This is a genomic window from Stenotrophomonas sp. AG209 (genome assembly GCF_003550055.1).
Lineage (GTDB): Bacteria > Pseudomonadota > Gammaproteobacteria > Xanthomonadales > Xanthomonadaceae > Stenotrophomonas.
Genome location: NZ_QXDB01000001.1, coordinates 1480065 through 1502573, shown reverse-complemented (window position 1 = coordinate 1502573; position 22509 = coordinate 1480065). Strand labels below are relative to the sequence as shown.

Below are 22509 nucleotides of genomic sequence, written 5' to 3'. Positions count from 1 at the left end.
GCGCCATCAGGTCGGCAGTCGCGGGAAAGAGGCGCTTTGCGCGCGCTCCCATCACTGCTGGCGCCATGTCGTCTGCGTCAATCTTTGCGCCTAAATGGTAATGTTTAGGTAACTTTTGGTAATGAATGCGTGGCCCAAGCCGGCCGTTGCCGGCCGGTCAGGGCCGCCGTCAGCCGTAATGCGCGCGCAACAGCCCGGCGTCGTGGAAGGAAATACCCTCCCGGATGCACTCCTCCGCGCGCTCCATGTCCTTGTGCAACTGGATCAGTGCGTCGTCGGCAAGCTGCTCGATGTTGACCACACCGCAACAGGCCTGGTCGATCACATGCTGCATGGGCTCGCCCCAGCGCCGGCGTACGTTGCGGATCATGCGGCAATGCCACTCGCGCATGATCGCGTCCATGCGCCTCTCCCCGCGAACCACATGTGCGTCTCCCGCCACCACCCGCAGTGCAGGGGCCGGGGTGCGCTCGCCGCGCAGTTCCTGGGTCCTAGCGGCCAACCGCTGTGCGAGCTCCTCGAGTCGCGTGTGAGTCATCCTTTGCCTCCCTGATCCGTCTTGCCAGAAGCTTCGTCAGGTCGAGCACATTGTCCGGCGCAGAGGGCTGACCGAACTCGTCCACGACCATGAATGCGGTCTCCAGCAGCACGGGATCGTAGATCCATTCCGGTGGATCGCCGACCAGCTCCAGGTAGTGCGAAAGCACCTTGACCGCAGCGCTCATTTTCGCGAAATCCAGTCCCGTAGATTGAGACTGAAGCGACACGTCCCCGTCCTGATCGACGCGATCCAGCGTTCCATGCGGAAGCTGCATCACTGATTCAAGGTCGCGCGCAAGACGATGGCCGATGCTCTTCGGGTTGCTCTCGGAAATCCACTGGCTGACCTGGGGCTGCGCCCAGCGGGTGCCACCGAACAGGCGGGCCCATTCGGCCGGGCCGCCGGCGGCGGCCACGCGTAGGCGCATGTTGAGGGTGCGAGCGGTACTGGCGTCCATCTGTAGATGGTGCGCTGCATTACCAATCCAGCAAATGACCAAAACGGTATTGACTACTCATTACCTTGACGGTAATGTGTGGGCCATGAACCTCATCGACTACGCCATCTCCCAAGGGGGCTACGGCACCCCCAGCTGCCCCGTCATGCGCCGCCTGGCCCACCAGACCGGTTGCGCGCTGCGGACCCTCTACATGATCGCCCGCGGCCACAAGCTGCCCGGCGCGCGACTGTGCCGGCGCATCGAGCTGGCCACGGCAGGCGCCGTGCGCCGCGAAACCCTGCGCCCGGATGTGTTCGGTCCGGCCCCGTCGTCCCTCAAAGGAGAAGCCCCCCATGCAGCTTGATACGTTCGGTGAGTATGTCCGCAGCCGCCTGGAGCACTGGGGCGGCGAATATGCGCTGCATCGCGACTGCGAATACCTCGGCTTCCAGTCGCGCAACCTGCTGGCGGTGCTGATCGAGCATCGTGGTGACATGCCGGGGCGGGCCCAGGGCTACAAGCCTCTGGAAACCGATCAGCTGGCGCAGCAGATCGAAGACATCATCACGGCGGTCGCGCGTGACAACGTGGCGATGGCCTGTGCGCTGCGCGGCTACTACTGCGGCCGTGGCCGACGCAAGGTCGAACGATTCGAAACGGCGAATCTGCTGCTGGCCAACAGCGGGCAGCGACCGGTATCCAACCGGCATTACCTCAACCTGGTCGAACTTGGCTTCCAGCGCGTGCGCGGCTGGATGGAGGGTATCGCCCAGGCCGCATGAGCGGCGGATCCGATCTTTCGCCCGCCTCCCGACCGGAACAACCCTCGTGCCGAGCCGGCAGCGGGGCGGGCATCTCTTCGGGCCATGTCGATGCGACGCGGCCTGCATTCCTTCCAGGACCCATCATGAAAGAAGAAATCATCAGTACGGCCGGCGCGGCGGCCATCAAGTCGGCGCCGCCGGTCACCGTCGCCGGTGCGCTTGCAGCCGGCATCACCCTGGACCGCCTGGTCGTGGTCCTCACCATCATCTACCTGGCGGCGCAGATTGCCTATCTGGGTTGGCGCTGGCTGCGCGAATGGCGCCGCAGGGAGCGCGAATGAGCCGGCCCAGCAGTACATTGCCGGTGCGCAGCCTGGTCGCCGCGCTTGCGCTGAGTGCTGCGGGCCTGATCGCCATCGTTGACCGCGAGGGATACACCGACGCCGCAGTGGTACCGACGCGCAATGACCGTCCAACCTATGGCTTCGGCTCGACCGTTCGCGAGGATGGCACTCCGGTGAGAATGGGCGACCGCACCACGCCGGTACGTGCGCTGCATACCGTGCAGGCCCATCTGGCCAGGGAGGAAGGGCAGTTCCGCGCGTCGCTGCCCGGCGTGGCGCTCAGCCAGGGCGAGTACGACGTCTATGTCGACTTCCTCTACCAGTACGGCATCGGCAACTGGCGCACGTCGTCGATGCGCCGGCATCTGCTGCAGGGTGAGTATCGCCAGGCCTGCGATGCGTTGCTGCTGTGGAAGCGGGCAGGGGGCTACGACTGTTCGGCCCGCATCGATGGTCGGCCCAACACCGTGTGCTGGGGGGTGTGGGAGCGCCAGCAGCAGCGCCATGCACGTTGCCTGTCGGAGCAGTGACCCATGCCGCGCATGCTGATGATGGTGGCGTCGCTGCTGCTGTGGTCGCTGCTGATGTTCGTGGCCGGCTGGCGTTGGCGCGGTGATCGCAGTGATCTGGCGATGGCGCGGGCCGATGCGGCACGTCACGCCGGCGCGGTGCAGTCCGAGCAACGGTTGCGCCGGGATCAGGAAGAACGGAGCGAGGCGATGGCCTCACTGGGGGAACAACATGAACATGATCGTGAGCGCGCGGCGGCGGTGGATGCCGACGTGGTGGCTGCCCTGCGTGCTGGCACTCTCCGCCTGCGCGACGACCTTGCCGCGTGCCACACCGGCCGTCTGTCCGAAGCCGCCGCCCGCACCGGCGAACGTGATGCGGGCGCCCAGTTACGAGCAGAGGTTGCGGCAGCGCTTGTTCGAATCGGACGCGATGCCGACGACCAGCTCCGCGCGTGCCAGGCCGTGATCGAGCTGGATCGCCGTTGAGGACACCGGTGCAGTTATGCTGGCCGTTCTCTCGAAAATGGAAGTTCGCATGCGCGTCGTTGTTTTGTCCGCCTTGGTCCTGCTGGCCACCGCCGGGCCATGTATTGCTGCTGTACCCGCCGCGCAGGCGACGTCGCCGGACCCGGTCACGGCGGCGGCACCGTTGGTGATCGGCGAGACCTTCACCATCGAGTCGAAGGCGATGGGCGAAACCCGCCGTATCAATGTCTATCGACCGCAGCCCTGGGGCCTGGATCCGAAGGCGCCGCTGCCGGTGCTGTATATGGCCGATGGCGGTATCGGCGAGGACTTCCTGCATGTGGCAGGGCTGGTGCAGGTGCTGACCGGCAACGGCAGCATGCGTCCGTTCCTGCTGGTCGGCATCGAGAACACCGAGCGCCGCCGCGACATGACCGGCCCCAGCAGCGACCCGCAGGACCAGAAGATCGCGCCGCGCATCGGTGGCTCGGCGGCCTACCGCAGCTTCCTGCGCGATGAACTGATGCCGCAGGTACGCCAGCGCTACCCGACCACCGACGAGCGCGCGCTGATCGGTGAGTCGCTGGCTGGCCTGTTCGTGGTCGAGACGTTGCTGCAGGAGCCGACGCTGTTCAACAGCTATATCGCGCTGGACCCCAGCCTGTGGTGGAGCCGTGGCGCGATGCTGGCCGGGGCGGCCAAGCAGCTACCGGCGGTGACGCGTGCACAGCCGCACGTGTTCCTGGCCAGCAGCGGGCAGCCGGAACTGGCCGCCTCCACGGCACGACTGGCTGCGCTGCTGCAGCAGGCTTCGCCGTCGCCGCTGGTGAAGTACCTGCCGCTGCCGGAGGAAACCCACGCGACGATCTACCACCCGGCCGCATTGCAGGCGCTGCGCACCCTTTTTCCGGCGCCGCCGCCGGCCTCGCCCTGACCGCGCGTGGCGCGGCGCCGCGCGACGTGTGAGGATGCGGTAGCGACGCCACCCGGGTGCGTCGCCCGCAACGGGAGAGTGTGGATGCAGCGTGTGCGTGGATGGAGTGTGGCGGCCTGCCTGGCCGTGAGTGGTTGTGCGATGTCGGTGGCGCCACCAGCAACCCAGAAGGAAGCGAAGGAAAGCGCGGCCACCGCCGCGCCGGGCGTGGTGCTGCCGGATACCGAGGCGCTGCGCGTGCACGATCCGGTCGGCCGCGATTACCCGATCTGGGTGGCGTTGCCGGCCGACTACGCCGCACATCCGGAAAAGCACTATCCGGTGCTGTACGTGACCGATGCGCTGTACAGCTTCCCGCTGGTGCGCAGCGTGCGCAACATGGTCGGGCAGAAGGGCGTCAACATCGAGGATTTCATCCTGGTCGGGCTGCCGCCGCAGGAAGGCCTGACGTCCAAGCAGAGCCGCTCGCGGGATTACACGCCCAGCGACCCAGCGCGTACCGATCCGCGTGACTACAGCGATGACGTCAGTTACGGCGGTGCCGCACATTACCGCGACTTCCTCGCTGAGCGCGTGCTGCCGATGATCGATGCGCGCTACCGCACCGATCCGGCACGGCGTGCCTATGCCGGTCATTCCTATGGCGGCCTGTTCGGTGCCTACGTGCTGACCACGCGTCCGGACATGTTCCGTACCTACATCCTGTCCAGCCCGTCGCTGTGGTTCGACAACCACCTTGTGCCGCGCCTGCAGGCCGAGGCCAAGGCGCCCACGCAGTCGACCACGGTGATGCTGTCGATCGGCAGCTTTGAAACGGTCAAGCCGGAGCCGCGCTATTTCACCCGCAACGACATGCTGCGGCACAACGCCGAGTTCGCCGAGCAGCTGCGCGGCAGTGGCCGCTCGCTGACGGTGGACAACATGGTGATCGACGACGAGGACCACTTCACGGTGTACCCGGACATGATCACCCGCGCGCTGTTGAAGGTGTTCCCGGGCACGGGGCCGTACAGCAGCGGTTGATCGCAGGTTCAATCCACGCCATGCGTGGATGATTGCCTCAGGCCGCGCTGGCCTGCGGCGGCGGCATCAACGTGGCATCCGCTGCATGGCGGAAGCACAGGCGGATGGCATCGAGCAGTTCGCTCATGCTGTACGGTTTGGGCAGAAAGTGGATGCCGGCGCGCAGCTGCGGCAGCACGCGGTGCTGGTCCATGCCAGAGGTGACCAGGATCGGCAGCTGCGGCAGGTGCTCGCGCACGCGGTTGGCGGTTTCGATGCCGCTGATGCCGCCCAGGCAGACGTCGGTGAACAGCAGGTCGAACGGTTCACCGGCGTTGAGCAGGCCCAGCGCGGCCTCGGCGCTGCTGACAGCGGTGACCTGGCAGGCCTGGCTTTCCAGGGCGAGGCGACTGAGTTCCTGGGTTTCCTCGGCGTCCTCGATCAGCAGGACGCGTGGTTCCACAAAGCGCTTGGACAGCAACATGACGCGGCAACTCCGGACAACAGGGGGAGCAAAAGGCGCGCAAGTATGCGCAAGCCGGTAGTGAGCCCGGCGTGCACGGCAGGCTAAGTGGGCGTTACAGGCGTGTCTGGCGCCGACGTCGCACGTGCCAGGCCAGTACCGCGACCGCCAGCAGCGCGGTGCCGATGCGCAGGCTGGTGGCCTGCCAACCCAGTGCGACGGCGTCGTCGAGGCTGAACACGTTCCAGGCGAGGTTCATCGAAACATGCAGGACCAGGCCGCACCACAGGGTGTCGCCGTCGAAGTGGTCGAGCCAGGCGAAGATGAAGCCGCCCAGCGCGATCACCGCGCCAATGAACAGTGCGATGCCGCCGCCGTCGAACCCGCCGAAGCCGAGCCAATGCACCATGCCGAACAGCAGTGCCTGCGGCAGCGCGAGCAGCGGCCACGGACCGCGCACGATCTTCACCAGCAGCACGAAGCCCAGGCCACGGAACAGCACTTCCTCAGCCAGCGGGAACAGCACGGCCAGCATCGTGGCATCCAGCGCGGTCAGCGCCGTGTTCGGAGTACCGAGCAGCGCCAGTCCCAGCCAGCAGGGCAGGCTGGCCAGCAGCACCCACAACGGTCCGGCCCAGCCGTTGCCGCACAGCCCGAGGCTGGCCAACAGACCCATGCCACGGGGCCGCAGCAGCACGGCCAGCAGCAGTGCCACCAGCACGGCCAGTGCGTTGTCCAGCAGGCTGCCGCCGTAGGGCATGGGCAGGGCAGGAATCGGAGTCCCTGCGGCTGCGGCGATGTCGCGCAGGTTCAGGCCCAGGGCGACGCCGGACAGCACCAGCACCAGGCGCGCCGCAGTGGGCAGGCGGGACAGCACAGTCATGTACGTACTTCCTGCGGGGTGAGGCCGCAGTGTGCTGCGCGGCATGCAGGCGGGCACGCGCCGGAAGTCCCTGTGCCTTCGGTCATGCGTTGCCGCACAGTCATCACCACGCAGGTACAGTCGAGGCCAGACCGACAGGAGCGACGCCGATGCTGTGCCCCGTGTGCAAGACCCAGACCCTGCAGATGGCCGAACGCCACGGCATCGAGATTGACTACTGCCCGGGCTGCCGAGGCGTATGGCTGGATCGTGGCGAGCTGGACAAGATCATCGAACGTGCAGGTACGGCCGTGCCGCCGCCAGCGCCCGTGCAGGCTCAGCCAGCATCCGCGCCGCCACCGGTGATGCACCGTGATACCCGCCACCTCGGCCAGCGCTACGAGGACAACCGTGGCCACGGTTACAAGAAAAAGAAGAAGGACAGCTTCCTGTCGGAGCTGTTCGATTTCTAATTTGTAGCGTCGAGCATGGCTCGACGCTGCATGGATCGCATGATCACGCCCGGCGCAGGATGAACTCGCGGTCGTGGGTGTCGCCGACGATGAAGTCGTACTCGCCAGCCTTTTCGCAGCCATAGCGTGCATAGAAGCGCTGCGCACCGAAGTTCTCCTCCCACACGCCCACCCACAGGGTGCGGCGCTGCGGCTGGTCCAGCCAGGTCATGAACGCGTCCATCAGGCGCGCGCCGTGGCCGCCGTTCTGGTGCGCGGCCAGGATGTAGAACCGCTTCAGCTCGATATCGCCTTCGCGTGCATCCGCATGCGGCAGGGTGTTGGCACCGGCCGCCAGATAGCCGACCACGGTTTCATCGTCCATCAGCAGCCAGATGGCACTGCGTGGGTCGGACAGTTCGATGCGCTGCGGTTCGCGGCTGTAGTGCGCCTGCAGGAAATCATGCAGCTCCTGCGCCGGGTACGAGTCGCCCCAGGTTTCGTTGTAGGTGGTGATGGCGATCGCCGACAGGGCGTCGACATCGGCAAGGGTGGCGCGGCGGATCTGCAACGACATGGCGGGGCCTGCAATGGAGCGTGGCGCAGTGTAGCCGGCCCCGGCGACTGCCGGGGCTGGCCATTGCTCACGAACCGCTGCTCAGAACCACATGCGCACGCCGGCCACCCAGCGTGTGTCGCGCGCGTGGTCACCGGCGTAGTCGGCGGTGTCGCCAAACGTGCGTTCGTGGCTGATGCCGATGTACGGCGCGAAGCGGCGGCTGAACTCATAGCGCAGGCGCAGACCGGCCTCCACCTTGTTTAGTCCGCGACCAATGCCGTACTCCGGTTCATCCCTGGCCGCGACGGTGGCTTCCAGCAGCGGTTGCAGGATCAAACGGTTGGTCAGCAGCACGTCATACTCAACCTCGGCCTTGGCCAGCACCTGGCCACCGGAGCCCATGTACAACGTGGCCGAGCTTTCGAACTTGTACGGCGCCAGGCCCTGGATGCCGACCGCTGCCCAGGTGCGCGAGTCGGCCGGGCGGAAGTCCTGGCGCACGCCGACCAGCACGTCCCACCACGGCGACACGCTGCGGCCGTACAGCGCTTCCAGTGACGACGATTCGGTGCGGCCACGACTGCGTTCGCCATCGGTGCGCAGCCACAGGCGGTTGATGTTGCCGCCGATCCAACCGGTCGCCTCCCAGGCCTGGCCGTTGCTGCTCTTGCCATCCCAGTGTTCGAGGCGGTCGATCAGCAGCAGGCTGTTGATCTCCGGCGCATGCTCCATCGCACCGTGGGCGATGGGCGGGAAGGCAGCGGCACGGTCGGCATCGGTCGGTACCGGGATGGGTTCGCGCGGTTCGGTGGGCGCGGGCGTGCCGTGACCCATCGCCGCATGATCCATCCTGGAAGGGTCCATTGTGGTGTTGTCCATCGCCGCCGGTTGCATCGCGCCATGGTCCATCTTCGAGTGATCCATGGCTGAGTGGTCCATCGCGCCCGGATCCATCTTCGAATGATCGACCGGTGCGACCGGCGTCTTCGCGGTCTTCGCCGGCGGATCCATCGCGGTCATGTCATGACCTTCGTGCGACTGCGCGAACACCGGCAGCGCGGCGGCCAGGCCCAGCGCCAGCAGGCTGGCGGAAAGCAGTGAGCGGCTCATTCTTCGATCCTCACTTCGCGCATCATGCCCGCTTCCATGTGGTACAGCAGATGGCAGTGGTAGGCCCAGCGGCCGAGCGCATCGGCGCGCACGCGGTAGCTGCGGCGGGTGCCGGGTGGCATGTCGATGGTGTGCTTGCGCAGCTGGAACTCGCCCTGCGCGTTTTCCAGATCGCTCCACACGCCGTGCAGGTGGATCGGGTGCTGCATCATGGTGTCGTTGACCAGCACGATGCGCATGCGTTCGCCGTAGTTCAGCCGCAGCGGTTCGGCGCTGGCGAACGGAATGCCATCGAACGACCAGGAGAACTTCTCCATGTGGCCGGTCAGGTGCAGCTCGATCTCGCGGCTGGGTTCGCGGCCATCGGGATCCTCGAACAGGCTGCGCATCGCACCGTAGGTCAACACCTGGCGGCCGTTGTCGCGCAGGCCGATGCCGGGGTCGTCCAGCTTCGGTTCGGTGGCCGAACTCTGCATGTCCACCAGCGGGTTGTTGCGCTCGCTGGCCGGGTGCTTCGGCGCCTTGCTGGCGTCGCCGCCGGCGGACGCGCCGTGGCCCATGCTGGCGCCGCAGCCACCTTCCATTCCCTTCATCGCGGCCATGTCGTGGCCGCCGTGGCCACCGCCGCCCATGTCGTGCCCCGACATGCCGTGGCCCATGTCGGCCATGGTCAGCAGCACGCGGGGGTCGCGCTCGGGAATCGGCGCCTGCAGGCCATGACGTACGGCCAGTGTGCCGGCGGCGTAGCCGGTGCGGCCCATGTCCTGGCAGAAGATCGTGTAGGCATCCTGGCCGCTCGGTTCCACCAGCACGTCGTAGGTCTCGGCCGGGGCGATGCGGAACTCATCGATGCTCACCGGATGGATGTACTGGCCATCGGCGGCGACCACGGTCATCTTCAAACCAGGAATGCGCACGTCGAAGTAGGTCATCGACCCACCGTTGATGAAGCGCAGCAGCACCTTCTCGCCACTGCGGAACAGCCCGGTCCAGTTGCCCGCCGGGGCAGTGCCGTTCATCAGGTAGGTATAGGTGTTGGCGTTGACGTCGGACAGGTCGGTCGGCGTCATCCGCATCCGTCCCCACATGCCGCGGTCGGACAGCGCCGCCGACCAGCCGTCGCGCTTCACGTCGCGCAGGAAGTCCGGCAGCGTGCGCATGTAGTAGTTGTCGTACGCCGCCAGCTTCTTCATGCGGCGGAACAGCGCGCCCGGGTCCATGTCGGTCCAGTCGGACAGCATGATCACGTGCTCGCGGTCGTGCCGGTACGGCGCCGGCTCGGCGGGATCGATGATCAGCGCGCCGTACAGGCCGGCCTGCTCCTGGAACATCGAGTGGCTGTGGTACCAGTAGGTACCCGACTGCTTCAGCTCGAAGTGGTAGTGGTAGGTCTCACCGGGGCCGATGCCGTTGAAGCTCAGGCCCGGCACACCGTCCATGTTGGCCGGCAGCAGGATGCCGTGCCAGTGGATCGAGGTCGGGTGGCGTTCCAGCGTGTTGCGCACGAACAGGTCCACGGTCTGGCCCTCGCGCCAGCGCAGGATCGGTGCCGGCAGCGATCCATTGACGGTGATCGCCGGGCGGGTGCGGCCGGTGAAGTTGGCCAGCGATTCGCCGATGGCCAGTTCGATGCGGGTGTCGCTGAGCACGGCGGGGGCGCCGGCCAGGCGTGGGGCGGCCGTGGCGGCGGCGAGCGCGCGCTGCGGCACACCGACAGCGGCGATGCCGGCAACCACGCCGCCGGCGGCCAGGCCCTGTACGAACAGGCGGCGCGACGGCATGGGCACAGCGCCCGGACCGGGGGGAATGCGGGTATTCATGGTGGTGACTCCAGACACGTAAAGACGCCGGCAGGCGGCCGGCTACGGTGCGCAGGGCGCACGGTGCGTGTGGAATCAGCCGATGGGAGGACGAGAGATCGGCGGCAGCGGCGGCGCCGGACGGCCAGTGGCCGGCATCGGCTGCGGTGCCAGTGACAGTGCCGGGCCGGCCATGACCGGCAGCGGCAGCACCACCAGCAGCGGGTGCTGGGCGCAGCTGCGCACGCAGTCCTTGATCTGGCAGTGGGCGTCGTGGGGCGGGGCCTTGGCCTGTGGGGCCGGGTCGGCCTGCATGCCGGCGTGGTGGTGGCAATCAGGGGTGCCGCCATCAACAGCAGCGGCTGCGGCGTGGGCCATCCGGCCCATTTCCTCGTGACCGCTGGCCATGGCCGCGTTCAGCCCGTTGAGCAACAGGCTGAGCATGAGCACGACACGGAGCAGGGTCGAGGCCAGGGACATGGCGCTAATCTAGCTGCAAGTGGGCGCGGATGCACTTCCGGCTGAATGGCCGGTTCAAGATTGGAGCAGCACCAGTGTAGAGCCGAGCCCATGCTCGGCTGCTTCTGCGGCAACGGCAGCCGAGCGTCGCCCCGGCTCTGCAGGAAGCCCGGCGTCAACCTTCTTCGCGCACGATCTCGACCAGGCGCGGGCCGTAGCGGCTCAGCTTGGTGCCACCGATGCCGCCGACCCGGGCCAGCGCATCCAGGCTGGTCGGGCGCTGTTCGGCAATGTTGCGCAGGGTGCTGTCGTGGAAGATCACGAACGCCGGCACGTTCTGTTCGCGGGCCAGTTCGGCACGCAGGCCGCGCAGGGCTTTGAACAGGGCCAGATCCTGCGGCAGCACCGACAAGCCGGTGCGCTGCGCACTGCGCTCGCGGCCACTGGTGCTGCTGGCGGGATCGCGGCGCATGCTGATCTGGCGACGGCCGGTCAGCACGTCGCGGCTGGCATCGGTCAGGCGCAGGCCACCGTGGCCCTCGCTGTCCACTTCCAGCAGGCTGGCGGCGACCAACTGGCGGAACACGCTGCGCCAGGTGCGTGCATCCAGGTCGCGGCCGATCGCATAGGTGCTGAGCTTGTCATGGCCCTGCTGCTTCACCTTCTCGTTCTCGCTGCCACGCAGGATGTCGATCAGGTGGCCGACACCGAAGCGCTGGCCGCTGCGGTAGACGCAGCTCAGCGCTTTCTGTGCAGGAATGGTGGCGTCCCAGGAGGCCGGTGGTGTCAGGCAGTTGTCGCAGTTGCCGCAGGGCTGGGGGTAGGTCTCGCCGAAGCCGGCCAGCAGCACCTGGCGGCGGCATTGCATGGATTCGCAGTAGCCCAGCAGGTGGTCGAGCTTGGCCCGCTCCAGCTGCTTGCGCTCTTCACCGGCCTCGGACTGCTCGATCATCTGCTTGAGCAGCACCACGTCGCCGAGGCCGTAGCACAGCCAGGCTTCGGCGGCCTCACCATCGCGGCCGGCGCGGCCGGTTTCCTGGTAGTAGCCTTCCATCGACTTCGGCAGGTCGGTATGCGCCACGAAGCGCACGTCCGGCTTGTCGATGCCCATGCCGAAGGCGATGGTGGCGCACATCACGATGCCGTCCTCGCGCAGGAAGCGGCGCTGGTTGTTCGCGCGCACGTCCGGCGGCAGGCCGGCATGGTAGGGCAGGGCGTTGAAGCCCTGTCCGCAGAGGAATTCGGCGGTCTCCTCGACCTTGCGCCGCGACATGCAGTAGACGATGCCGGCCTCGCCACGGTGGCCGCGCAGGAAATCGGTCAGCTGCTTGCGGGCGTTGTCCTTCTGCACCACGGTGTAGCGGATGTTGGGGCGGTCGAAGGAGCTGACGAAGTGGCGCGCTTCCTGCAGATCGAGGCGCTCGGCGATCTCGCGCTGGGTCGGCGGATCGGCGGTCGCGGTCAGCGCGATGCGCGGGATCTGCGGCCAGCGTTCGTGCAGCACGGTCAGCTGGCGGTACTCGGGGCGGAAATCATGGCCCCACTGCGACACGCAGTGTGCTTCGTCGATGGCGAACAGGGCGATCTGGCTGCGCGACAGCAGCGACAGGAAGCGACCGGTCAGCAGCCGCTCGGGGGCGACATAGAGCATGTCCAGCTCACCCGCGAGCAGCTCGCGCTCGACGCGGCCGGCGGTCTCGGCGTCGAGGGTCGAGTTCAGGTATTCGGCACGCACGCCGAGCTGGCGCAGGGCTTCGACCTGGTCCTGCATCAGCGCGATCAGCGGCGAGATGACGATGCCGCAACCGTCACGCAGCAGGGCCGGGACCTGGTAGCACAGCGATTTGCCACCGCCGGTGGGCATCAGCACGAGGGCATCGTGACCGGCAGCCACATGCTCCACGATGTCCTGCTGGGGACCACGGAAATCGTCGTAACCAAAGACGCGTTGGAGCAGGTCGTGCGCGGGACGGGAAGCCATCCGGCTAGTTTACCCCGGCGGGGGTGTCTCGGCAGGGCTGCGCCCTGGGAACGCGCCATCGCATGCGCGCTGCCGCTCCCACGCTTCGCTGCGCGAAACGCGGGCCCACTTACCAGCTCCCAGACCCCCGCCGCTTCGCGGCCGCCCCCTGACTCAGGGGGCTCTCCCCCAGACTTGGCCCGGTGGCCAGTAGATCCACGCCATGCGTGGATGAAATCTGTCAGATATCGACAAACAAAATGGGTCAGATCCATTTTCCGCAGGAAAACGGATCTGACCCCAATGGCTTTGCCGGCAGATCGCGGAGACCTGTCGAAGGCGGGGTGGGGCCGGTGGCAGGGGTGTCCGCGGCATGGATACCGCGGCCAAGCCCCCATGGGTGAGGGCGCTTTGCTTGCGAAGCACTGCTTCGCAAGCGCCCGAACGCACAGCCGCCAGCGGCTGGGCCGGACCGCGGAGCGGGGTTTACGGCGTCCCCTGCCACCGGACCCACCCCGCCTACCCACAGGAAACCAGCTTTTGCTCCGGCTGTTGCCGTTGCCGTTGCCTCTGCGGGTGCAGGGCTGCAAGCCCTGCCGCCCCCCCTCAAACCTTACTGGAGCAGGGAACGCAGCATCCAGGCGTACTTCTCGTGCGTCTGCAGGCGTTGGGTCATCAGATCCTCGGTCGGGGCGTCGTCACCCTTGGCCGCCACGTCCAGCACTTCACGTGCCGTACGGCAGACCGCTTCGTTGGCGACCACCAACTGGCGTACCATTTCACGCCAGTCCGCACTGTCGGTCAGGCCCGGTTCCTCGGCGATCGAGGTCAACGCAGCGAATTCCCGGTAGGAGCCCGGGGCATTGAAGCCCAGCGCGCGGATGCGCTCGGCCACGTCGTCCAGTGCAGCCCACTGCTCGGTGTACTGCGTCTCGAACATGGTGTGCAGCGAGTTGAACATCGACCCGGTCACGTTCCAGTGGAAGTTGTGCGTCTTCAGGTAGAGCGTGAACGCGTCGGCCTGGAAGCGCGACAGACCGTCGGCGATCTTCTTGCGGTCGCCCTGGGTGATCCCGATATCGATGTTCGGCGCCGACGGTGCCGCCGCTGCAAGCTTCTGCTTGCCGGTCTTGGCCTTGGTCGTGCTCTTGGTCTTCGCCATGGGGTTCCTCCTTGTGGAATCGTTGGCCTTCACAATAAACCGGTCGTGATGACTGGTCGCTTTCAAAGTTTTGAACGAACCGATTGATGAACTCTATCGATAAAAATCCATCGCCCCGCCTGCGCCAACAGCGTGCCGCCATCGACGGCGCCATGAGCCGCGACCGGGGCCGTTTGCTGGGGATGCTCTCGCGTTGCCAGGCCAAGCCACAGGATGCGGCACTGGCCGCCACCTTCGAGCAGGCCTTGCAGGCATCGGTGCAGCGCCGAATGACACGGGCGCAGCAGCAGCCGTCCATTACTCTGGACCCGCAGCTGCCGATTGCGCGTGAAGCCGACGCCATCATCGGGCTGATCCGCGACCACCAGGTCGTGGTGATCGCCGGTGAAACCGGCTCGGGCAAGACCACCCAGCTGCCGAAACTGTGCCTGGCCGCAGGCCGTGGCCAGGCCGGCATGATCGGCTGCACCCAGCCGCGACGGATTGCCGCACGTGCGGTGGCCAGCCGCGTGGCGCAGGAACTGCAGAGCGAACTGGGCCAGCTGGTCGGCTACCAGGTGCGCTTCAACGACAAGGTCAGCGAAGACAGCCGCATCAAGTTCATGACCGACGGCATCCTGCTGGCGGAGATCGCCAGTGACCGTTGGTTGTCGAACTACGACACGATCATCGTCGACGAGGCGCACGAACGCAGCCTCAATATCGACTTCCTGCTGGGCTACCTGAAGCAGCTGCTGCGCAAGCGCCCGGACCTGAAGCTGATCGTCACCTCGGCCACGATCGACACCGAACGCTTCGCCCAGCATTTCGACAATGCGCCGGTGATCAGCGTTGAAGGCCGCACCTACCCGGTGGAAGTGCGCTATCGCGCGCTGGAAGGCGAGGGCGAAGACCAGGGCGAACGCACCGTCAACGACGCCATCGTGTCGGCCATCGACGAGATCACCCGCCTGGATGCGCGTGGCGATGTGCTGATCTTCCTGCCGGGCGAGCGCGAGATCCGCGATGCGCACCAGTCGCTGGAACGGCGCAAGTACCGTAATACCGAGGTACTGCCGCTGTACGCGCGCCTGTCCAACCAGGACCAGGACCGGGTGTTCAATCCCGGGCCGAACCGGCGCATCGTGCTGGCCACCAACGTGGCGGAAACCTCGCTGACGGTGCCGCGCATCCGTTACGTGGTCGATCCGGGCTTCGCCCGCGTCAAGCGCTACAGCCCGCGCAACAAGCTGGACCGCCTGCACATCGAGCCGATCTCGCAGGCCAGCGCAAACCAGCGCAAGGGCCGCTGCGGCCGTATCGCCGAGGGCATCTGCTACCGCCTGTACGCCGAGGCCGACTTCCAGGCACGGCCGGAATTCACCGATCCGGAAATCCGCCGCTCCAGCCTGGCCGGGGTGATCCTGCGCATGCTGCAGCTGGGCCTGGGCCGCATCGAGGAGTTTCCGTTCCTGGAAGCGCCGGATGAGCGCGCGGTGGCCGACGGCTGGCAGCAACTGACCGAACTGGGCGCGATCGACGCCGAGCGGCGAATGACCACCATCGGCAAGCAGATGGCACGCCTGCCGGTGGACGTGAAGCTGGCGCGCATGCTGGTCGCCGCGCAGGCCGCCGGCTGCCTGCGGCCGATGCTGGTGATTGCCTCGTTCCTGGGCATCCAGGACCCGCGCGAACGCCCGCCCGAAGCGCGCGGCGCGGCCGACAGCGCGCATGCGCAGTTCGCCGATGGGCGTTCGGAATTCGTCGGAGTGCTGCGCCTGTGGGACGCCTACCGGCAGGCCCACGAAGACCTGACCCAATCCAAGCTGCGCGACTGGTGCGGTCGTCACTTCCTCGGCTTCCTGCGCATGCGCGAGTGGCGCGAGCTGCACCGCCAGCTGCGCCTGCTGTGCGAGGAACTGGGCTGGAAGGAAGAAGCCAGTGATGCCTCGATGGCCCCGCTGCTGGCCGGCAGCAGTGCACCGGCCCCGGCGCGTGATGATGCCGCCGCAGTGAAAGCCACCCGTGGCCAGCTGCACCGTGCCGCGCGCCTGGCCCGCGAAGGCAAGGCTGAAGCGGCGCCGGCGCCGGCGCCCGTGGCCGTGCGTGCACAGAAGGAACAGGCGCCGGTGGGCGGCGGTTTCAGCGAGCGCGTGCGTGCCGCTGCGTACCAGACCCTGCACCGCGCGCTGGTGGCAGGCCTGCCGACGCAGATCGGTCACCGCACCGAGAAGGGCGATTTCCAGGCGCCACGCCAGCGCCGTTTCCTGCCGTTCCCGGGTTCGGCGCTGTCCAAGCGGTCGCCGCCGTGGCTGCTGGTGGCCAACCTGCTGGATACGCAGAAGGTGTGGGGCATGACCCTGGCCGCGATCGAGCCGGACTGGGTCATCGCCGAGTTGCCGCACCTGCTGCTGCGCAAGCACTTCGATCCGCACTGGTCGCGCGCGCAGGGCCAGGTGCTGGCCTCCGAGCAGATCAGCCTGTTCGGCCTGGTGCTGGCGCCAAAGAAGCCGGTGCACTACGGCCGCATCGAACCGGGCGAAGCGCATGACATCTTCGTGCGCCAGGCGCTGGTGACCGGCGAGATCAACACCCGCGCCAGTTTCGTGGCCGACAACCAGAAAGTGCTGGAGATCGCCCGCGAGGAAGAAGCCAAGCTGCGCCGCGCCGGCATCGTGGCCGACGAGGACTGGCAGGCGCGCTGGTACCTGGACCGGGTGCCGCCGCAGATCCATTCGGCCGCAGGACTGGATACCTGGTGGAAGGGGCTTGCACCGGAACAGCGCAAGACCCTGCACTGGTCGCTGGTCGACCTGTTGCCGGGCGAGGGCAGCGAACAGGAGCGCTACCCGAAGTACCTGGCGCTGGGCCAGGCACGCCTGCCGCTGCATTACCGCTTCGAGCCGGGGGCCGACGATGACGGCGTGACCCTGGACGTGCCGCTGCACCTGCTCAATGCGCTGGATCCGGTGCAGCTGGGCTGGCTGGCGCCGGGCTTCGTTGCCGACAAGGCCTCGGCACTGATCCGCAGCCTGCCCAAGGCGATGCGCCGCAACTACGTGCCGGCGCCGGACTTCGGCCGCGCGTTCTACGAAGCGTTCCCGCAGCCCAGCGCCGATGCCATCACCGGCGAACTGGCGCGCTTCCTGTCACGCGCCACCGGCGCCACGGTGACCGCGCTCGATTTCGAACCCGGTTCGATCGAACCGCACCTGCACATGAATCTGCGCCTGCGCGACGAACAGGGCAAGGTGCTCGCGACCTCGCGCGACCTCGATGCGTTGCGCGCGAAGTTCGGCGGCCGTGCCGGCGATGCCTTCGCTGCACGTGCTGGCCGCGAGATGGCGGCCGATGGCCTGCGCACGTTCCCGGCCACACCGGTTCCGCTGCAGGTGCCCGGCGAAGCCGGCGTACCGGCCTATCCGGCGCTGCTGGACGAGGGCGACAGCGTGGCGCTGCGCATCTTCGCCGACCGCCTGCAGGCGCAGGAGGCCCACCCGCTGGGTGTGCGCCGGCTGCTGGAGATCGCGTTGGCCGAGAAGGTGAAGCAGGCACGCAAGCAGTTGCCGGTCGGTGCCAAGACCGGCCTGCTGTATGCCGCCATCGAATCGCAGGAGCGCCTGCGCGGTGACCTGGTCGATGCGGCGATGAACGCAGTGCTGGCCGAGGGCCTGGAAGACATCCGCGATGCGGCGGCTTTCGAGCAGCGCCGCGAGCATGCCGCCAAGGCCCTGTTTGGCGAGGCGATGTCGCGACTGAAGCTGGCCGAGAGCATCCTGGCGCTGGTGGCAGAACTGAAGCCGATGCTGGAAGCACCGTTGATGGGCTGGGCGCGCGGCAACCTGGACGATATGGAAGCGCAGCTGGTCGGCCTGATCCATCCCGGCTTCCTGCGCGATACGCCGGCCGACGCGCTGGCGCAGTACCCGCGCTACCTGAAGGCGATGATCCTGCGCACCGAGCGCGCCAAGCGTGATCCGCCGCGCGACCAGGCGCGCATGCTGGAACTGCATCCGTTCCTGGAGGCGCTGGAGACGGGCGAGCAGCAGGGGTTGCGCGAGCGGCCGCAGTGGCAGGCCCTGCGCTGGGACCTGGAAGAACTGCGGGTATCGCTGTTCGCCCAGGAGCTGGGCGCACGTACCGGCATCTCGGCGAAGAAGCTGGCGCAGCGGGTGGCCGCACTGCGCCAGGCGTAAATGCGTGCAATGGCCGCCCCATCGGGCGGCCATTGCCGCCGGGCATGGACCCGGCGCGGCTGGAATGCCCGGGTGTTACTTGGCGCGGCGAACCTTCGGCTGCACGTTCACACCGTCCACCTTCATGTACCAGGCCCCCATCACGCCCGGGCGCATGCTGACCTTCGGAGCTTCCTTGCGGCCACCGGAATAGTGCGTGGCATCAATCTGCTCCCACTCCTGGCCGTTCTGCAGCACGTAGCGGCGGCCCTGGCTGAAGCCACGGAATTCGCCCTGCAGGGTGCTTTCGATCGGCTCGCTGCTGCCGAAATCGAAGAAGCCGCGGTTCTTCTTGATCACTTCCTGGCGGCCTTCTTCGCGCGCTGCGGCGACGGCCTGGGTGGTGGCCGCCTCCACTTTGCCCTGCAGCCAGCGATTGAGCGTGGCCAGTTCGTTGGCACTGAGCTTTTCCAGACCGGCGGCCTTGAACTCAGCGGGCGACATCTGCTGCTGCAGGTCGCCCTCCACCACGCGCTGGGCCAGCGCTGGCGCGGAAAGGGACAGCAGCACGGCGGCACAGGCCAGCATCCGGGGACGGACGCGCAGGGCAATCGAAGGCATGGCAGGTCTCTCCTGGGTGTGCTGGCGAGTGTAGCGGCATGTCTTCATGCCGGGTGATGGTGGCCGCGGTGATTGTCCCTGAACGGCGCCGGCGCTAGTGTAGGGGCCTCTGTCTTGCCTGCTCGATGCTGTGAACCGCGCTTCCGTCCCTGGCCTGGATGCCTTGTTGAACCGTCCCTCGGCAGCCGTGCTGCCTGCTCCGCTGCGCCAGGCCCTGCGCGAGCATTGGGAAGCGCCGGACTGCGACCACCAGATGCGCGCCACCTGGTCGGTGCTGGGCGATACCCTCGATGCGCTGGCGATGCTCTCGGCTGACGAGGGAGCGGTGGTGGCAGCATTGCTGTTCGACCTGCCGGGCCTGCGCGCCAGCCTGGACCAGCTGCCGCTGGGCAGCCACAAGGCGGCAGTGATCGGCCTGCTTGATGGCCAGGACGCCGCCGACCCGGTGTGGGCACTGCATGCCGGCCGCGAGGCCGGACGCAACAGTGAAGGCCTGCGCCGGCTGCTGCTGGCGATCATCCGCGACCTGCGCGTGGTGCCGATCCTGCTGGCACGCCAGCTGGCGCGGATGCGTGCGGCCGACAAGCTGGACGAAGAGCAGCGCCGTGCGCTGGCCCAGCTGACCCGCGATATCCACGCGCCCCTGGCCAACCGCCTGGGCATCTGGCAGCTGAAGTGGGAGCTGGAGGACCTGGCATTCCGCCACCTGGAGCCGGAGACCTACCGCCGCATCGCCCGCGAGGTGGACGAAACCCGCATCGCCCGCGAGCGCTACGTCGAGAACGTCAAGAAGGTGTTGTCGCGCGAGCTGGTCGCCCAGGGCATCAAGGCCGAAGTCAGTGGCCGCCCGAAGCACATCTACAGCATCTGGCGGAAGATGCAGAAGAAGCGGCTGGCCTTCGACCAGCTGTATGACATCCGTGCGGTGCGCGTGATGGTCGACGACGTCGCCGCCTGCTACGCCGCGCTGGGCGTGGTGCACGCGCTGTGGGCGCCGGTGCCGAGCGAATTCGATGATTACATCGCCCGGCCCAAGGCCAATGACTATCGCTCGCTGCACACCGCCGTGGTCGGTCCGGAAGGGCGCACCATCGAAGTACAGATCCGTACCCACGAGATGCACTCGCAGGCCGAGCTGGGCGTGGCCGCGCACTGGAAGTACAAGGAAGGTGGCAAGGGCGCGGAGAAGTCCTTCGACCGCAAGATCACCTGGATGCGCCAGCTGCTGGAACAGGCGCAGGACGGGCAGGGCAATGAACTGGCCGGGGCGCTCGATGCCGAGCTGACCGAGGACCGGGTCTACGCGCTGAGCCCGAAGGACGAAGTGCTGGACCTGCCGCAGGGTGCTACGCCGCTCGATTTCGCCTACCAGGTGCACACCATGGTCGGGCACCGCTGCCGCGGCGCCAAGGTCAACGGCCGTATCGTGCCGCTGACCTATCGGCTGCGCAGTGGCGATCGCGTCGAGATCCTGACCGGCAAGGAGGCCGACCCGCGCCGCGACTGGCTGATGCCAGCCAACGGCTTCCTGGCCAGCAACCGCTCGCGCGAGAAGGTACGCAGCTGGTTCCACAAGCTCGACCGTGCGCGCAACGTGCAGGCCGGTCGCGAGCTGCTCGAGCGCGAACTGAAGCGGCTGGGCCTGCAGCACTCGGACCTGGCCGTCGCCGCGAAGAAGTTCCATGCCGACAGTGTCGATGACCTGTACATCCAGGTGGCGCTGGGCGATACCGGCCCGAACCAGGTCAGCCGTACGCTGCTGGAAGCAGAGCGTGCCGCCAGCCAGCCGGCGCCCGCGCCGAGCCTGCCGCGGCCGACCGCGCGCCGCGAGAACCTGGGCAAGTCCAAGTTCACCGTGCAGGGCGTGGGCAACCTGCTGGTGCAGCTGGCACGCTGCTGCCAGCCGGTGGCCGGCGAGCCGATCGTCGGTTACCTGACCCGTAGCCGTGGTGTCACCGTGCACCGTGCAGACTGTGCCGCGCTGGCCCGGCTGGCCGCCACCAGCCCGCAGCGCATCCTGCCGGTGGAATGGGGCCAGGCCGGCGGTGGCTATGAAGTGGACGTGGTGGTCACTGCTGTCGACCGCCGCTGGCTGCTGAAGGACATCACCAACCTGATCGCCCAGGAAGACGCCTACGTGCTCGACATCCACAGTGACAACGTGCGCAACAGTGGCCGCGCCCATCTGCGGCTGCGGCTGAAGGTCAGCGACTACGGGCAGTTGTCGACCCTGCTGGGCAAGCTGGATGCGCTGCCGGGCGTGAGTGAGGCGCGTCGCCTCGGCTGAGCTTCACGCTGCCCCGGCTACCCTGCACGCATGGAACGCGAGCCCCCGCATCGCCCGCATGGCGCTGAACATCCTGCGCTGGACCGCGTCCGTCGCGAGGGCCGTTGGTGGTGGCTGCAGGCGCGCCATGCGCGCCGGATCTGGCGCTGGGCGCTGCTCGCAGCGCTGGCCGTGTTCGTGCTGCTGGTGCTGCTGCGCAAGCCGTTGGCAGACTGGTTCTGGGACGAGCCGCAGATCGAACAACTGCTGGCCGAGGGGGATCGTGCATTGGCCGCCGGTCGCCTGAGCGATGCCGACGGCAGTGGTGCGCGTGAGCGCTACCAGGCAGTGCTGGCGCTGGACGGTGATCGTCCGCAGGCGCGCCAGGGCCTGGCCAATACCGGTGCGGCAGCGCTGCAACAGGCGCGCGATCGCCTGCAGGCCGATGACCTGGACGGCAGCGCGCAGGCACTGGCACTGGCGCGTGAGCTGCAGGTGCCGCAGGGCGAAGCCGATGCGGTCGCCCGCCAGCTGCAGGCGCGACGCAGTGCCGGAGCGGGCATTGGTGCGTTGTTGGCACAGGCGCGCAACGCGTTCGCTGCTGGACGCCTGGATGACGGCGACAGCAGTGCGCTGCCCTTGTTCCAGCGCATCCTGGCCCTGCAGCCGGACAACCTGCCGGCGCTGGAAGGGCGCGAGGATGCGCTGAGCGACCTGCTGCTGCAGGCGCGCACGCTGGCGGGGCGTGGGGAGCTGGCCGAGGCGGCCGCGATCCTGCGTCGTGCCCGCCAGTTCGATGCCGGTCATGCCGATCTGCCGGCCAGCGAGGAAGCCCTGGCGCGCGCGGTGGACCAGCGCTTGCGGCAGGCGCAGCGTGCGTTGCAGCGGCAGCAGCTGGAAGCCGCGGCCAAGGGCTTCCTGGCAGTGCTTGCGGTGGCTGCCGATGATCCGAATGCACAGCGCGGGCGTGAGCAGGCACTGCAGGCGGTGGTCGCGCGTAGCCAGACATCCGCCGACGACTTCCAGTTCGATGCGGCGCAACGCGATGCGGCCCTGGCGGCGGAGCTGGGGGCTTCGCAGGCAATCCGACAGCAATTGACGCAGCGCCTGCAGCGCGCGCAGCAGGCACAACGGGCCCTGCAGCAGCCGGCGATCAGCACGGCGCAGCGCGAACGCCAGCTGCGCGACCATCTGCGGAAGATCGAGCATGCCGAGCGTGCAGGGCAATGGATCAGCCCACCGGGGCACAGCGCATTCGACGCGCTGCGCGAAGCCCAGTCACTGGCCCCTCGCGACGTGCGGGTGAAGGCCGCCGCCGCGCGCCTGCTGCCCGCCAGCCGCCGCTGCTTCGACGACAATCTGCGTCAGAATCGTGTACAGGCGGCAGGCGCCTGCCTGCAGGCCTGGCAGACCCTGTCACCGACTGCGGCCGGGCTGCCCTCGGCGCGGCTGCGGTTGGCCCAGCGCTGGCTGGCGATCGGCAGCGAACGGCTCGGCAATGGCGACCTGGCCTTCGCTGCGCACGCCGCCGAACAGGCGCGCTTGCTGCAACCCGACCTGGCCGAACTGCCGGCATTCGAAGACCGCCTGCGCCGCGCCGGTGGTGAGCTGCGACCACACTGATATCGACAGGATTCGTGC

Annotated in this window: 22 protein-coding genes; 11 read left to right on the top strand and 11 right to left on the bottom strand. The window is 67.7% G+C overall.

The annotated features are described in order from the left end of the window. Nucleotides 1–169: 169 nt before the first annotated feature. Together DFO63_RS06960 and DFO63_RS06955 are read right to left on the bottom strand one after the other, a co-directional pair. Entirely contained in the window at nt 170–403 is a 234-nt protein-coding gene (locus tag DFO63_RS06960; protein WP_032958956.1) for a hypothetical protein, read from the bottom strand. 88 nt (nt 404–491) lie between these two features. Beyond that, a complete protein-coding gene (locus DFO63_RS06955; protein ID WP_014038213.1) occupies nt 492–998 on the bottom strand; it encodes a hypothetical protein in 507 nt (168 codons plus the stop codon). 85 nt (nt 999–1083) lie between these two features. On the opposite strand from DFO63_RS06955, the gene DFO63_RS06950 reads away from it, so the two are divergent. The 7 genes from DFO63_RS06950 to DFO63_RS06920 all read left to right on the top strand — a co-directional run bounded on the left by DFO63_RS06950 (nt 1084) and on the right by DFO63_RS06920 (nt 5022). Beyond that, nucleotides 1084–1344, top strand: a complete 261-nt coding sequence (locus tag DFO63_RS06950; protein WP_049443441.1) for a YdaS family helix-turn-helix protein — start codon at nt 1084–1086, stop codon at nt 1342–1344. Next, nucleotides 1334–1762 (top strand): hypothetical protein, encoded by a 429-nt coding sequence (locus DFO63_RS06945; RefSeq protein WP_014038211.1) that lies wholly within the window; start codon nt 1334–1336, stop codon nt 1760–1762. The genes DFO63_RS06950 and DFO63_RS06945 overlap by 11 nt, the downstream gene beginning before the upstream one ends. Nucleotides 1763–1887: 125 nt before the next feature. Then, nucleotides 1888–2085, top strand: coding sequence for a hypothetical protein (locus DFO63_RS06940; protein WP_014038210.1), 198 nt, complete (start codon nt 1888–1890; stop codon nt 2083–2085). Continuing rightward, nucleotides 2082–2618 (top strand): glycoside hydrolase family protein, encoded by a 537-nt coding sequence (locus DFO63_RS06935; RefSeq protein ID WP_119006654.1) that lies wholly within the window; start codon nt 2082–2084, stop codon nt 2616–2618. The genes DFO63_RS06940 and DFO63_RS06935 overlap by 4 nt, the downstream gene beginning before the upstream one ends. A gap of 3 nt (nt 2619–2621) precedes the next feature. Then, the gene (locus DFO63_RS06930; RefSeq protein WP_049443439.1) at nt 2622–3086 is read left to right on the top strand and encodes a hypothetical protein; all 465 of its coding nucleotides are present in this window, start codon (nt 2622–2624) and stop codon (nt 3084–3086) included. Between the two features lie 49 nt (nt 3087–3135). Continuing rightward, on the top strand, nt 3136–3999 hold the full coding sequence (locus tag DFO63_RS06925; protein ID WP_119006653.1) for an alpha/beta hydrolase-fold protein: 864 nt from the start codon (nt 3136–3138) through the stop codon (nt 3997–3999). Between the two features lie 84 nt (nt 4000–4083). Beyond that, nucleotides 4084–5022 (top strand): alpha/beta hydrolase-fold protein, encoded by a 939-nt coding sequence (locus tag DFO63_RS06920; RefSeq protein ID WP_119006652.1) that lies wholly within the window; start codon nt 4084–4086, stop codon nt 5020–5022. 37 nt (nt 5023–5059) lie between these two features. On the opposite strand, the gene DFO63_RS06915 is transcribed toward DFO63_RS06920, so the two are convergent. Continuing rightward, nucleotides 5060–5485: a response regulator gene (locus DFO63_RS06915; RefSeq protein ID WP_006385818.1), complete on the bottom strand. Its 426-nt coding sequence runs from the start codon at nt 5483–5485 to the stop codon at nt 5060–5062. 94 nt (nt 5486–5579) lie between these two features. After that, nucleotides 5580–6347 carry a CPBP family glutamic-type intramembrane protease gene (locus DFO63_RS06910; RefSeq protein WP_119006651.1) on the bottom strand — a complete coding sequence of 256 codons (768 nt, stop codon included), beginning with the start codon at nt 6345–6347 and terminating at the stop codon, nt 5580–5582. Nucleotides 6348–6496: 149 nt separating this feature from the next. Between DFO63_RS06910 and DFO63_RS06905 the strand changes: the two genes are divergently transcribed. Beyond that, nucleotides 6497–6799 carry a zf-TFIIB domain-containing protein gene (locus tag DFO63_RS06905; protein WP_119006650.1) on the top strand — a complete coding sequence of 101 codons (303 nt, stop codon included), beginning with the start codon at nt 6497–6499 and terminating at the stop codon, nt 6797–6799. Between the two features lie 43 nt (nt 6800–6842). Here DFO63_RS06905 and DFO63_RS06900 read toward each other — a convergent pair whose 3' ends face one another. The 6 genes from DFO63_RS06900 to DFO63_RS06875 form a co-directional block, all read right to left on the bottom strand. Further along, complete coding sequence (locus DFO63_RS06900; protein WP_101765950.1) at nt 6843–7355, bottom strand: GNAT family N-acetyltransferase; 513 nt, start codon at nt 7353–7355, stop codon at nt 6843–6845. 81 nt (nt 7356–7436) lie between these two features. Then, nucleotides 7437–8447 (bottom strand): copper resistance protein B, encoded by a 1011-nt coding sequence (locus DFO63_RS06895; RefSeq protein WP_119006649.1) that lies wholly within the window; start codon nt 8445–8447, stop codon nt 7437–7439. Next, nucleotides 8444–10267, bottom strand: coding sequence for a copper resistance system multicopper oxidase (locus DFO63_RS06890; protein ID WP_119006648.1), 1824 nt, complete (start codon nt 10265–10267; stop codon nt 8444–8446). The genes DFO63_RS06895 and DFO63_RS06890 overlap by 4 nt, the downstream gene beginning before the upstream one ends. Before the next feature lie 75 nt (nt 10268–10342). After that, nucleotides 10343–10726, bottom strand: a complete 384-nt coding sequence (locus DFO63_RS06885; protein WP_049442964.1) for a CopL family metal-binding regulatory protein — start codon at nt 10724–10726, stop codon at nt 10343–10345. A 154-nt stretch (nt 10727–10880) separates the two neighbouring features. Beyond that, on the bottom strand, nt 10881–12686 hold the full coding sequence (gene recQ / locus DFO63_RS06880; protein WP_119006647.1) for a DNA helicase RecQ: 1806 nt from the start codon (nt 12684–12686) through the stop codon (nt 10881–10883). A 592-nt stretch (nt 12687–13278) separates the two neighbouring features. Next, nucleotides 13279–13827 (bottom strand): Dps family protein, encoded by a 549-nt coding sequence (locus DFO63_RS06875; RefSeq protein ID WP_006439098.1) that lies wholly within the window; start codon nt 13825–13827, stop codon nt 13279–13281. A gap of 86 nt (nt 13828–13913) precedes the next feature. On the opposite strand from DFO63_RS06875, the gene hrpA reads away from it, so the two are divergent. Then, a complete protein-coding gene (gene hrpA / locus DFO63_RS06870) occupies nt 13914–18002 on the top strand; it encodes an ATP-dependent RNA helicase HrpA (RefSeq protein WP_119006646.1) in 4089 nt (1362 codons plus the stop codon). Nucleotides 18003–18077: 75 nt separating this feature from the next. Here hrpA and DFO63_RS06865 read toward each other — a convergent pair whose 3' ends face one another. Continuing rightward, nucleotides 18078–18602, bottom strand: a complete 525-nt coding sequence (locus DFO63_RS06865; RefSeq protein ID WP_049442966.1) for a hypothetical protein — start codon at nt 18600–18602, stop codon at nt 18078–18080. A gap of 130 nt (nt 18603–18732) precedes the next feature. Here DFO63_RS06865 and DFO63_RS06860 point away from each other — a divergent pair, with 130 nt between their 5' ends. Further along, a complete protein-coding gene (locus DFO63_RS06860; RefSeq protein WP_075676820.1) occupies nt 18733–20889 on the top strand; it encodes a bifunctional (p)ppGpp synthetase/guanosine-3',5'-bis(diphosphate) 3'-pyrophosphohydrolase in 2157 nt (718 codons plus the stop codon). Between the two features lie 30 nt (nt 20890–20919). Then, on the top strand, nt 20920–22491 hold the full coding sequence (locus DFO63_RS06855) for a hypothetical protein (RefSeq protein ID WP_101765946.1): 1572 nt from the start codon (nt 20920–20922) through the stop codon (nt 22489–22491). The last annotated feature ends 18 nt before the right edge of the window (nt 22492–22509 follow it).